Annotated in this window: 13 protein-coding genes; 8 read left to right on the plus strand and 5 right to left on the minus strand. The window is 38.8% G+C overall.

Annotated elements, in window-relative coordinates; genetic code table 11:
- Positions 1–156: 156 nt before the first annotated feature.
- Together aciT and ACB088_RS16785 are read left to right on the plus strand one after the other, a co-directional pair.
- Positions 157–492, plus strand: coding sequence for a ciprofloxacin tolerance protein AciT (aciT, locus tag ACB088_RS16780; RefSeq protein WP_002119105.1), 336 nt, complete (start codon positions 157–159; stop codon positions 490–492).
- A gap of 251 nt (positions 493–743) precedes the next feature.
- Positions 744–1,223 carry a hypothetical protein gene (locus tag ACB088_RS16785; RefSeq protein WP_003654185.1) on the plus strand — a complete coding sequence of 160 codons (480 nt, stop codon included), beginning with the start codon at positions 744–746 and terminating at the stop codon, positions 1,221–1,223.
- A 43-nt stretch (positions 1,224–1,266) separates the two neighbouring features.
- On the opposite strand, the gene dtd is transcribed toward ACB088_RS16785, so the two are convergent.
- Complete coding sequence (gene dtd / locus ACB088_RS16790) at positions 1,267–1,710, minus strand: D-aminoacyl-tRNA deacylase (RefSeq protein WP_003654183.1); 444 nt, start codon at positions 1,708–1,710, stop codon at positions 1,267–1,269.
- Positions 1,711–1,878: 168 nt separating this feature from the next.
- On the opposite strand from dtd, the gene pncB reads away from it, so the two are divergent.
- The 4 genes from pncB (at position 1,879) to ACB088_RS16810 (ending at position 5,500) form a co-directional block, all read left to right on the plus strand.
- Positions 1,879–3,093 (plus strand): nicotinate phosphoribosyltransferase, encoded by a 1,215-nt coding sequence (pncB, locus tag ACB088_RS16795; protein ID WP_375037504.1) that lies wholly within the window; start codon positions 1,879–1,881, stop codon positions 3,091–3,093.
- 148 nt (positions 3,094–3,241) lie between these two features.
- Positions 3,242–4,090, plus strand: coding sequence for a sulfurtransferase (locus ACB088_RS16800; protein ID WP_375037505.1), 849 nt, complete (start codon positions 3,242–3,244; stop codon positions 4,088–4,090).
- Entirely contained in the window at positions 4,087–4,938 is an 852-nt protein-coding gene (gene asd, locus ACB088_RS16805; RefSeq protein WP_151744770.1) for an archaetidylserine decarboxylase, read from the plus strand. Before ACB088_RS16800 ends, asd begins: the two co-directional genes overlap by 4 nt.
- 142 nt (positions 4,939–5,080) lie before the next feature.
- The gene (locus ACB088_RS16810; protein ID WP_375037506.1) at positions 5,081–5,500 is read left to right on the plus strand and encodes a hypothetical protein; all 420 of its coding nucleotides are present in this window, start codon (positions 5,081–5,083) and stop codon (positions 5,498–5,500) included.
- 71 nt (positions 5,501–5,571) lie between these two features.
- Here ACB088_RS16810 and ACB088_RS16815 read toward each other — a convergent pair whose 3' ends face one another.
- On the minus strand, positions 5,572–6,333 hold the full coding sequence (locus ACB088_RS16815) for an AcfC family putative adhesin (RefSeq protein ID WP_375037507.1): 762 nt from the start codon (positions 6,331–6,333) through the stop codon (positions 5,572–5,574).
- A gap of 243 nt (positions 6,334–6,576) precedes the next feature.
- Between ACB088_RS16815 and ACB088_RS16820 the strand changes: the two genes are divergently transcribed.
- The gene (locus ACB088_RS16820; protein ID WP_375037508.1) at positions 6,577–7,773 is read left to right on the plus strand and encodes an alpha/beta fold hydrolase; all 1,197 of its coding nucleotides are present in this window, start codon (positions 6,577–6,579) and stop codon (positions 7,771–7,773) included.
- A 67-nt stretch (positions 7,774–7,840) separates the two neighbouring features.
- Here ACB088_RS16820 and phoR read toward each other — a convergent pair whose 3' ends face one another.
- The 3 genes from phoR to ACB088_RS16835 all read right to left on the minus strand — a co-directional run bounded on the left by phoR (position 7,841) and on the right by ACB088_RS16835 (position 10,845).
- Complete coding sequence (phoR, locus tag ACB088_RS16825) at positions 7,841–9,199, minus strand: phosphate regulon sensor histidine kinase PhoR (protein WP_375037509.1); 1,359 nt, start codon at positions 9,197–9,199, stop codon at positions 7,841–7,843.
- 9 nt (positions 9,200–9,208) lie between these two features.
- On the minus strand, positions 9,209–9,919 hold the full coding sequence (gene phoB / locus ACB088_RS16830) for a phosphate regulon transcriptional regulator PhoB (RefSeq protein ID WP_003654166.1): 711 nt from the start codon (positions 9,917–9,919) through the stop codon (positions 9,209–9,211).
- A 254-nt stretch (positions 9,920–10,173) separates the two neighbouring features.
- The gene (locus tag ACB088_RS16835) at positions 10,174–10,845 is read right to left on the minus strand and encodes a TetR/AcrR family transcriptional regulator (RefSeq protein ID WP_003654165.1); all 672 of its coding nucleotides are present in this window, start codon (positions 10,843–10,845) and stop codon (positions 10,174–10,176) included.
- A 212-nt stretch (positions 10,846–11,057) separates the two neighbouring features.
- Between ACB088_RS16835 and ACB088_RS16840 the strand changes: the two genes are divergently transcribed.
- A complete protein-coding gene (locus ACB088_RS16840) occupies positions 11,058–11,891 on the plus strand; it encodes an SDR family oxidoreductase (RefSeq protein WP_133747306.1) in 834 nt (277 codons plus the stop codon).
- Positions 11,892–11,898 lie beyond the last annotated feature (7 nt).

Consider the following 11,898-nt stretch of genomic DNA (forward strand, 5'->3'; position numbering starts at 1 on the left):
TCGCATTAAGAAATAACGGGTCTTTTTTTCTAAAAAAAAACATCCATAATGCATCCTAAGCTTCAACACAAATTATGAATTAAAGTTGTTTTTGGAATGAGGTCGGGTTTTTAAGACCGAATCTTTTTAGACGTTTTCATTAAGACGGAGGTTTCTATGGTAACAGCGAATTTTGCCGCTATCGCCGGATTCAGCTTGATCGCTGTCGCGCTTGTTGCTGTTTTCTTTTCTCCTTACCGTCGTTGGCTTGGTTTTATGCTTGCAGGGATGTTCTTTTGGGGGCTATTGGAAGTGGTCCGTTTTGGAGTTCAAGTCACTTTTGAAATGCCAGTCACATATAGTTATTTAACTGCACTAAGTCTAGCGATGGTAATGGTTACATTTATTTTGTTACGTGAGGATAAACAGGCACAAAAGGCTTTGGCAAATCGCCAATATATAGAACACACGCCAGTATATGAAGATGATCAGCAGCAATGTTCTAGCCGATAATTAAATTGTTATCTAACGGTAAAGAGGTATGCACAGCATGCCTTTTTTATTTACGAAACGTGATTTTTATTATACAAAGCATTTATTAAAAAATAGCCAGTTATGCTACGATACATGGGTCTGTTGACGTTTCATCTAGATTGCGTTGCCAGCTAAAAATTATCAGTTAATGCACAAAACACAGGCAATGGTATGTCCTTACTGAGTTTTGCTCTAAAGTTTTCATAAAAATACAATAGGCGTGAATGTTCATGAAACTTTCTTCTATACCTGTAGTCAAATTACCTCTCGTTGATGTCAGTACAGACCCGTTAGATTTATTGGTAGCAGGTTTAGTGCTGCGTATGAAGCAATTGGCACGTACTAGCCCTAAGTTTATTGAATTGATTCATGACCGCGCATTCCGTATTCAGATCGGTACGGATTTAGGTGTTGCACGTCAGATCATTATTAATAATGGACAGATTGACACTGTTGCAGGCGCACCTGAAAAAGCTGATTTTATCTTGCAGTTTGCAGATAGCGAACAGGGTGTAAAAACTTTGATTAAAGGTGACCCAACCGCATTTATGACAGGTATGCAAAACGGCAGCATTAAAATGGAAGGTGACTTCAGCCTATTGGTTTGGTTTAACCAAGTGGCTAGACTCATTCCACCTAAGTTGCCAAAACCAGTTAAAGATAAAGTACGTCAGGCACGTGCTTTTATTAAAGAGAAAACTGGTCGTTAATCACCAGATATAAAAAAACTCCCGTTCGGGAGTTTTTTTATATCTACGCTTCGACTTCCAAGTTAAATGTAACTGGACCATCATTAATTAAATGAACTTTCATATCGGCTGCAAAAATGCCAGTTTGAACTTTTTCAAATTGTGAATGTGTATATTCAACCAGCTGTTCATATAACGCTTTGGCATCTGCTGGCGGCATGGCTGGACCAAAATCTGGACGTAAACCTTTTTGGGTTTGAGCCATAAGGGTAAATTGTGAAACAAGCAGGATTCCACCATTTGCTTGAGAGACATTCCAGCCCATTTTGCCCTGTTCGTCATCAAAGATACGATATTTCAAAATCTTATCAATAAGCTTTTGGCCAATCGCTAAAGTGTCATCTCGGCCGATGCCTAAAAAAACCAATAAGCCTTGCTGGATTTCACCGGTAGTCTCACCGTCAACCACCACTTTAGCTTCAAGAACTCGTTGTATTAAAGCACGCATAGTTAAAGCAAATTTCTGCAATTGATTGAATTGGCGTAGTTTAGCAGAAATTAAATTAAATGATTTTTAAAAGGAAATTTCACGGAGCTGCAACAATGGTCTAAAAGCTCGCAATTCATTTATAAAAATATGCTTTAATGCTAAGAAGCAAGCGAATAATCACTGACTATGTCTCCAATTATCCATTCTTTACTAGATACAGACTTGTACAAATTTACGATGTTACAGGTGGTTTTGCATAAGTTTCCGCAAACTCATAGCGTCTATCATTTCCGCTGTAGAAATTTAGAAGATACTGTCTATCCACTAGTAGATATTTTGGATGATTTAAATCAGCAACTCGACTATTTATGTAGCCTTAAATATAAAGAAGACGAGCTTCAATATTTGCGTAAATTACGCTTTATCAAAAGTGACTTTGTTGATTATTTAGAACTATTTCAACTGAAAAGACGTTTTATTCGGGCTAGCATCGATGCGGAAGGTCGTTTGGATATTCATATTGAAGGTCCGATGGTCCAAGCCATGATGTTTGAAATTTTTGTATTGGCAATTGTAAATGAACTTTATTTTAGCCGTATTAAAAACGATGAAGTATGGGCCGAGGGTGAACGCCGTTTACAAGCCAAGCTTGAATTGGTTCAGCAATATGAAAAAACTCAAAAATCGAATGACCCGCCATTTTTAGTCTCTGATTTTGGTACACGTCGCCGTTATAGCTTCGTATGGCAAAAGCATGTTGTGGCAGCTTTTCATAAAACCGTGCCAAATGTATTCCGTGGTACAAGTAATGTGTTACTTGCTAAAGAGTTAAACATTACGCCAATTGGAACTATGGCCCACGAATTTTTACAGGCTTTTCAGGCACTTGATGTCCGTCTGCGTGACTTTCAAAAAGCTGCTTTAGAAACGTGGGTACAAGAATACCGTGGAGACTTAGGAATAGCCCTAACCGATGTAGTGGGCATGGATGCTTTTCTAAGAGATTTTGATCTGTATTTCGCCAAACTATTTGATGGCTTACGTCATGACAGTGGTGATCCATATGAATGGGGTGATAAGGCCTATGCGCACTACCGTAAATTAAAAATTGATACCAAAACCAAGATGCTGACTTTTAGTGATGGCCTTAATTTGCCAAAAGCATGGGAATTGCATCAATACTTTAAAGACCGTTTTCAGGTCAGTTTTGGTATTGGAACTAATTTGACCAATGACATGGGACAAAAACCACTCAATATTGTGTTGAAACTAGTTGAATGCAATGGTCAGTCGGTTGCGAAAATTTCTGATAGTCCCGGTAAAACCATGACTGATAACGATACTTTCTTGGCTTATTTACGTCAGGTTTTTGAAATCGAAGAACTTGAAGAAGTCGTTTAAGTAAAAAAGTAGTCTCACTATTTTGTATTTTTAAAAGTAAGAATGCTGATATCTGATTTTCTGCTAAAGAGTAGCAGAAAATCAGAGTTTGATAGATATATGCTTATGCTAATATGAAATTAAGCTGGTATAAAAAGAAACCATGACGATGACACTCCCGGATTTTAAACTCGATTTATTAATAGAAGCAGAAGAATTAGTGCCTTATTTAGGCAATGAATATATTCGCATTGTAGATTTGAGCCGTGCTTCTGTTTATGAGCAACTCCATATCCCTCATGCCATTCACTTAAAGCCTAAATGGTTAGTGGCTCAACAAGAAGAAGCCACTGGCATTTTGCCAGATGAAGCGGGTTTACAAGCACTGATTGAAAAACTGAACATTTCGCCAAATCATCATGTGGTGGTCTATGATGACGAAGGTGGGGCATGGGCTGGGCGTTTAATCTGGAATTTGCATTGCTTAGGATTTACGCGCACTAGTTTAATTAATGGCGGTATTCATGCGTGGTTAGGAGCGGGATTGCCAACCACTGCCGACATTGAAGAACTTCCTCAGGTTGATAATTTAATCCAGATTGATTTATCGCATGCTGCTCAGTTCCGAGTGAATTACGAAGAATTACGCAAACAAGTCGAACAAGAAAATGTTCAATTATGGGATTGCCGGACGAGTGATGAATATAGTGGTGTCCGTTTAGCAGCGCGACGCGGCGGTCACATTCCAAATGCCCTCCATTTTGAATGGAGTACTGCACTTAATCGTCAAAATCATCTAAAATTGCATCCGCTTGAACGCACGCGGCAGCGCCTTGAACAACTAGGGTTTGATTTAGAACAACCCGTAGTTGTGTACTGCCAGTCACATCACCGTTCCGGTTTAGCCTATATTTTGGCTAGACTTTTGGGCTGGGAAGCAAAAGCCTATGATGGTGCGTGGAGTGAATGGGGCAATCGCCTCGATAGTCCTATTATTACTGGAGAATCACCGTCGTGAGTTTCACATCTCGATTAAAAAAAGAATTATTTATTAAGGCACAAAATCTTGTTCCGCAGCATCAGCTGAGTCGTGTGGTAGGTAAAGTTGCTGCGAGTGAAAATCCAGTTGTAAAAACTGCTGTTATTCAAGCTTTTAAAACTAAATATGGGATTGATTTATCGATTGCTGAACAAAGCAATGCACTGAAATATAAATCTTTTAATGACTTTTTTACTCGTGCTTTGAAAGATGGCGTGCGTCTGGTTGACGAAAATGCAGATAGCATTGTGTCACCTGCTGATGGTGCTATTTCTCAGATTGGTAAAATTACAGCGGGTGAAGTATTTCAAGCAAAAGGCCAAAGCTTCTCTGTAGAGAAATTAATTGGCGACCCACAACTTGCTCAGCCATTTCAAGAAGGTGAGTTCGCGACAGTCTATCTATCTCCACGCGATTACCACCGTGTACATATGCCGTTTGCAGGTACATTAACTGAAACTTTGTATGTACCGGGTGAGCTATTTTCGGTAAATCAGGTGACTGCTGAAAATGTACCGGGACTATTTGCCCGTAATGAACGCATGGTGTGTTTGTTTGATACTGAACTTGGCCGTATGGCTGTTGTTTTAGTAGGTGCCATGATTGTTGCAGGCATTGAAACTGTGGCGACAGGTAAAGTGAAACCTTCAGGTCGTATCGAATTACAACATCATCAGTTGAAGCTGGAAAAAGGTGCCGAACTTGGACGTTTTTATTTAGGTTCTACGGCAGTTATTTTATTTGAAAAAGATAAGATCGAATGGGAACAACGTTTTAAAGCTGAGTCTGTAGTTGTAATGGGCGAGCGTATGGGACATACAGTTTAATTCGTAAATAAGATTTAAAAAAAGGGAGCTCATGCTCTCTTTTTTATTTAAAGATTTCATATATTAACTATATTATGATTTGATCACAGATGATCTCATAAATAACTTTTTGTCTAATAATAACCATTCAATAGGAAATAAAATGTATTCAAGTTCTATTATTCCCTTATATTTTGCCTCAGCTCTAACATTTTGTGCTGCATTCCTTCATTTCATTTGTGTATTCTGGGGAGCAAATGGTTTCCGGTTCTTAGGGGCAGGGAAAACTATTGTTCAAATGGTAGAAAGAGGACATTGGTATCCTAATTTTACAGCTATAGCTGTCGGTTTAATCCTGACCGTATGTTCTATTTATACTTTTCTTGCAGCAAAGGGAATACAGATATTACCTTTTACAAAACTTATTCTCTCGCTTGTCGCAGTTATATTTCTTATCCGTGGTTTTGCTTTTCCATGGCTAAAATCAAAATTTTTGGGAAATAGTGATTTATTTTGGTATGTCAGCTCTGCCTTCTGTTTAATATTAGGAACTTTATACGCCGTAGGAGTATATTTAATTTGAAATGAATATATTTTAGGTTAAGTAGAATTAATATTTTAAAAAATAAAAAGGGAGCTTAGCCCCCTTTTAAATTATTTAGTCCAACCATATTTTTTGAAAATAGTATTGCCTTGTTGAGACGATAAAAACTCTACAAACCGTTTAGCTTCAGCATCTTTTAAACTATGTTTGGTTAAGGCAACACCTGTATCGCGATAGACAACTAGTTCTTTCTCTATAGGTACAATTTGTCCAATATCAGGGTTACTGATTCCCCAAATATTAAAGACTAACCAAGCATCGTAGCTACTATTTTCTTCCCAATTTTTCTTGGCAATACCTGTGTTGACTGCATAGGTGGCAATATTTTTTCGGAAAGATTTGGTTAATTGAATATTTCCAGTTCTACCCGCAATATCTTCCCACATACCGACTTGACCTGCCCCATGCGTAACTAAAACCTTAATGTTGGATTTAGCGAGGTCTTTAAATCCTTTAATATTTTTAGGGTTTCCTTTGCGTACTAAAATAGCGGCAGGACGTAAATACAAAGGTTCTACCGAGTCTTTTATAATTTGTTCAGAAAAAGCATTTTCGAAATCAGACATCATGGCTTCGGAGCCGCTATATATAATATCGGCATCTAATTTAGCTTGGTCAGACCATTGAGAAGTAGGACCAGATGTCACATGGACAGCTATTCCAGTTTTATTGGTGAACTGTTTAGCTGCTTCTTTCATAGCGGGTGCTGGTCCACCCGGGCCATATATATTAATGTCTGCCATAGTATTGATCGGTATATAACAGAGAGTTAAGGAAATTAGATATGGTATAAATTTATATTGTTTTAACATTTTCATAGCTATAGTAATTAAGAAAATATCAGCATATATTTTTTACTATTTAAATTGGATTAATTTTTGCAACGATATTTATAATACCTTTTTTAAAAATATATTTTAATTAAATTTTAAGTGGTTATATATAAATGTAATTTAGTTTGAATTGAATATAAATATAGATAGTTTTATGGTAGTTTAGATTTTATAAATTGATTATTTAGATAGATATAATGTAAATAATAGAGGAGTAATCCCTTGATTAGAAAAAGTAATTCTTTTTTTAAAATTTTATTTAGCAGTGCTTGTTTAGTGACTGGTGCTGCTATGGCTGCTCCAATTACAGATTTGAATAAGCAAATTGTGAGCGAAAAACCGGGTTCAATATTGTCTCTCGAACAGCAAGCTGTGACGGATTTATTTCCTCATGCAGATCAACGCTTGTTGGTAAATTATCGTAGTCGAGGTATTCAGGGTGAACCTATTGTTGCATCGGCTTTTATTTTATTACCCAAAGGCACCCCTCCAAAAAATGGCTGGCCTATCCTCGCTTGGGCACATGGTACGACTGGAGTCGCCGATACTTGTGCACCTTCAGGTGATTATGTGGGTGGGCCAGTTCATTCATATCAAGAAGTTGCTTCTAAAGCTTTAGATGGTTGGCTTGCACGTGGCTATGCAGTTGTTGCACCTGATTATCAAGGCTTAGGTACTTTAGGGGCACATCCTTATATGAATGCAAAGAGCCAGCTACATACAGTGGTCGATGCAGTGCGTGCATTACATTTGCTTAAGCCCAAGAGTTTTAATAAACAGTGGTTGGTGATGGGGCACAGTCAAGGTGGAGCTGCGGCAATTGCAGTGTCTGCCTATGGTCAAAAAGATGCGCCCGAACTAGATTTAAAAGGGGCAATTGCTCTTGCGCCAGGCGGCTATCAATATGAAGGTATTGCAGAATATGTGCAGAGTCATCCAAACCCAGAACCTAGCGTAGCTGCTTTCTTCCCGATTGTGCTATTAGGAGCACAAGCAGCAGAGCCGAGCATAGTTCCTGAAAATTTAGTAAGCCCTGAAATGAACACTGTGCTGACCCAAGCGCGCAGCCGCTGTTTATCTGAACTTCAAACTGATTTAAAGAAATCTCCTTCTAGCATATTTCGACCTGACGCTGATTTAAAACCTCTCTTGGCTTATCTAAAACAACAGTCCATTGAAAATATGGTGCCTACCGTACCGTTAATGATTGTTCAGGGTTCTAAAGATCATTTAGTCGATCCGGGAGGGACATATGCCTATTATCAACAGCTATGTAAATTAAAAAAACCAACGGTATATCAAACGATTGATGGTGGAGATCATCGCGATGCACTGCGTCAGAGTAATACTTTTGCTACTAGCTTTTTAAATGTAATAGAGAAAAACCAAAGTAAGTCCTATTGCTCGACTTCTAAGTAAATTGGTTTAAATGCTAAAAAAGCCGACTTTTCATGAGTCGGCTTTTTATATTTGAAGGGAGATAACTTTAAGCCATGTTATATAGTCTTTCTTTAGGAAAAACCACTGTAAAAGTTGAACCTTCATTTTCTTTAGACTGGACATCTAAATAAGCGCCATGTTGCATTAATACATGCTTCACAATGGCCAAACCTAAACCTGTACCGCCTGTTTGACGACTACGGTCGCTGTCAACACGATAGAAGCGTTCAGTTAGACGTGGTAAATGTTTGGGGTTAATCCCGATACCTGTGTCTTGTACACTAAAGTAAGCATGTTCACCGTCGTCATGCCAGCCAATGGTAATGGTTCCACCTTTTGGCGTGTATTTGATGGCATTGGTAATTAAGTTACTAAATGCACTGGCGATTTCCATGTCAGAACCAATCAGGTCACAGTGACTATCAATACGTAAATTGAGTGTATGCCCATAATCGGCATTGTAGGCCTGAGCATCATCAAACAGTTGATTCATTAAACTCGGCATTTCAATAATCTGATTTTTTGCAATTTTCTTGTTATTTTCTAAATTCGATAACAGCAGTAAATCATTCACCAAAGCGTTCATACGTTTGGTTTGTGACTGCATCTGATCAAACGCACGTTTCCAGCGTGGACTAATATCTTCTTGATCGGTAAATGTCTCGATATAACCACTCAGTACAGTTAATGGTGTACGAAGTTCATGAGAAATATTATCTACGAAGTCTTTACGCATTTGCTCAAGGTTGTGCATACGAGTAACGTCGTAAGCCACCAATAAACGGCTTTCTCCACCAAATCGTGTGAGCTTGACCTGCACATATCGGTCATCGTCAAAACTCGACTGTAGTTTAATACCGTCGGGTGCCTGATCAATATTGTTAAAATATTCAATAAAGGTCGGCTGGCGTAAAATCGTTAATAGGTTTCGACCACGGTCGAGAGGGCTGATACCCAACAAACGTTCAGCAGCAGGGTTCCACCATTCAATTTTATGTTGGTCATCAATGAGGACAACAGCTTCGGCAAGCGCCACTAAAGAAGACTGAGCGCGATCAATTAAACCGACCATTTCTGCTTGAACGATTCGTTCCTGACGCTGGGCACGGTAAACATTAAACAATAACGCTCCCCAAATCCCGTTTAGATTTGGAGGAACGTCATAAGGTTTATTTGCAATCCAGTCATTGACCAGATAAAGCGAACGCAACTGGAGTGTAAAAAACACCACAAAGGCGATAAAAATACAGCTCCAGAAATACCCAATACCGAAACCGACTAAACCGGCAATAATTATAAAAAATAATAAAAGCCGTAAATCTTGTTTGGCAAACGTCCATAAACTACTGTAGCGGGAAAGCTTTTGTTCACGTACCTGTTCGGGGACGGGGTAGGGTTCATACATAAATCTTGGTTAACCTGCGGCTAAATCTGCACGTGTTGAGAAGCGGTAGCCAGTTCCACGTACGGTCTGAACAAATCGGTCAACACCAAAAGGTTCTAAAACTTTACGCAAACGACGGATGTGCACATCGATAGTTCGATCTTCGATATATACATTACCGCCCCAGACCTGATCGAGCAACTGGGCACGTGTATATGCACGCTCTGGATGGGTCATAAAAAACGCAAGTAAGCGATATTCAGTTGGGCCCATATCTAAAATGCTGTCGCCAAAGCTGACACGTTGGCTAACAGGATCAAGAATTAAACCATTGGCGTCAATCATTTTTTCGCCACTTAATGCATTTGCACGACGCAGAACCGCTTTAATACGTGAAACCAGTTCACGTGTTGAGAAAGGCTTCGTCATGTAATCATCTGCGCCAGCATCAAGACCTTGTACTTTGTGGTCTTCTTCTCCGCGAGCGGTAAGCATAATTACTGGAATTTCTGCTAAGTTCTCATCACGTTTTAAGCGGCGACATAAATCGACACCACTTACGCCTCCAGGTAACATCCAATCGAGCAAGATAAGCGCCGGACGTTGGTCGACGATAATTTGATGAGCCTGTTTGGCATCTTCTGCCTGCAAACATTGAAAGCCTGCCATGTCCAAAGAAGTATGGATCATTTCACGAATAGGAAGCTCATCATCGACAATTAAAATATAGTCATCTTTCACAGCGCAATATCCTATAGATTTAACGGTGAACCGTTTTGTAGTTATGACAGGCTTATTACAAAGATTAATTATGACAATTTCATTGCAGAAAAGTCTATAAAATTGAATTTAGCAATAATTTGTGACAAAAGTAAGGCAAAGGTGTGACCGAATGATGACATGAAAGCTTAAATATTCTTAAAATCATTCAATAAGTTATCACCTTTAAAGCTTAACTGATTTTGCACATTTTAGAGTGTCAAAAAACTTTAATATTATTTTGAAACCTTGGCCAATAAAGATAAGAAAACAATACGGCATGCGGTTAAAACCTGTTCAAGAGACTGCTCAAAGCCTCCCATGACCCATCGAATTGCAATTTGAGTGACATATCCATTTAATCCAGTTGCGATTAAAGAGAGCTCATTTTCGTTGTGTTGGATTTGCGGCATGGTCAACATAACAAAGGCCTGAATCATACGGTCAAACTGTGCAAGAGTTTCTTGAATGGTGGCCTGATTATGTAATTCTTGTACCAAAACTGCGTCAACATAGACAATGCGAGCTAATCTTGGGTCGTCTTTTAATGTCGTCAGCAGTGCCCTTAACCCAGCATCGACCATTTTTTCTGGATCTGGTGTCGCTTTAATGACAGCTTGCATCAGGTTTTGCTGTAATTCTTCAATCATTTTTAAAAAGATGGTTTGAAATAAATCTTCACTCTTCTTAAATGATTCATAAAAATAGCGTTCTGTGAGTTTTGCCTCTTGGCAGACATCCTTAACCGTCACGGAAAAAAAGCCGAGTGTTCCATAAGTCGCAATGCCAGCTTCAATCAGTTTTTCTCGGCGTGCCTCTTTACGTTCAGATAGAGATAACCCTTTGAACTGACGTTCTTTACTCACAGTTTTTGTTTTCTTTTTACTGGTTGAGTCGTTTGTCGCCATAAATAAATTGTTTCCTAAAGAATGGTTTCCTAATTTATAGGTTTTAGCCAAATATGCTCACTATCATAAAGCCCTCAGCACAATTGTGCCATTCTATCTGAAATTACAGTGTACTATATTGACAATGGATATTGTCAAAATTATATTAAAGATGTCTAAGCTGCACATGCAATGAACCGATTGTGCAAATATCGAAAAACAAAGGATGGACAATGAAAAATTTTAAAAACAAAGTCGCTGCAATTACGGGCGCAGGTTCTGGCATTGGGCAACAACTCGCAATTCTTTTGGCAAAACAGGGCTGCCATCTTTCGTTGAGTGATATTAATGAGAAGGGATTACAGCAAACCGTTGAGCTTTTAAAACCGTATAGCACGATTACTGTGACGACCAAAAAGCTTGATGTTTCTGACCGTGAAGCAGTAAAGCAATGGGCACAAGAAACAGTTCAAGATCATGGCTCTGTTAACCTGATTTTCAACAATGCTGGTGTAGCCCTAGGTTCAACTGTTGAAGGGGCGACCTACGAAGATTTAGAGTGGATCGTTGGGATTAACTTCTGGGGTGTGGTGTACGGTACCAAAGAGTTCTTACCGTTCATTAAGCAAACTCAAGATGGCCATATTATTAATATTTCAAGCCTATTCGGTTTAACAGCTCAACCAACTCAATCTGGTTATAACGCGACTAAATTTGCTGTGCGTGGTTTTACCGAGTCATTGCGTCAAGAGTTAGATATTGAAAAAAGTGGCGTAAGCTCTTTGTGTGTGCATCCAGGTGGAATCCGTACCAATATTGCTAAATCTGCAAAAATGAGTGATAGCTTGAATAGTTTGGGTATGGACCCGACTAAATCGATTCAAAATTTTGACAAGTTATTACGTACTCCACCTGAAGAGGCGGCTCGTCAAATTTTACAAGCAGTCTTAAAAGATAAACGTCGTTTATTGATTGGTAGTGATGCAAAAATTCTTGATGCATTCCAGCGTTTATTCCCGACTGGATATCAACGTGCTTCTACCATTGTGACAAAGTTGATGAAATAATTTTAAA

The sequence above is a fragment of the Acinetobacter sp. RW6 genome (genome assembly GCF_041956835.1).
In the GTDB taxonomy this organism is placed as follows: Bacteria; Pseudomonadota; Gammaproteobacteria; order Pseudomonadales; family Moraxellaceae; genus Acinetobacter; species Acinetobacter calcoaceticus.

What these genes read in the sequence shown, in the direction of transcription:
- pncB (WP_375037504.1), top strand. Translation starts at nt 1,879, where the DNA reads ATGTCTCCAATTATCCATTCTTTACTAGATACAGACTTGTACAAATTT.
- ACB088_RS16840 (WP_133747306.1), top strand. Translation starts at nt 11,058, where the DNA reads ATGAAAAATTTTAAAAACAAAGTCGCTGCAATTACGGGCGCAGGTTCT.
- ACB088_RS16835 (WP_003654165.1), bottom strand. Translation starts at nt 10,845, where the DNA reads ATGGCGACAAACGACTCAACCAGTAAAAAGAAAACAAAAACTGTGAGT.
- aciT (WP_002119105.1), top strand. Translation starts at nt 157, where the DNA reads ATGGTAACAGCGAATTTTGCCGCTATCGCCGGATTCAGCTTGATCGCT.
- dtd (WP_003654183.1), bottom strand. Translation starts at nt 1,710, where the DNA reads ATGCGTGCTTTAATACAACGAGTTCTTGAAGCTAAAGTGGTGGTTGAC.
- ACB088_RS16815 (WP_375037507.1), bottom strand. Translation starts at nt 6,333, where the DNA reads ATGTTAAAACAATATAAATTTATACCATATCTAATTTCCTTAACTCTC.
- phoR (WP_375037509.1), bottom strand. Translation starts at nt 9,199, where the DNA reads ATGTATGAACCCTACCCCGTCCCCGAACAGGTACGTGAACAAAAGCTT.
- ACB088_RS16785 (WP_003654185.1), top strand. Translation starts at nt 744, where the DNA reads ATGAAACTTTCTTCTATACCTGTAGTCAAATTACCTCTCGTTGATGTC.
- ACB088_RS16810 (WP_375037506.1), top strand. Translation starts at nt 5,081, where the DNA reads ATGTATTCAAGTTCTATTATTCCCTTATATTTTGCCTCAGCTCTAACA.
- ACB088_RS16800 (WP_375037505.1), top strand. Translation starts at nt 3,242, where the DNA reads ATGACACTCCCGGATTTTAAACTCGATTTATTAATAGAAGCAGAAGAA.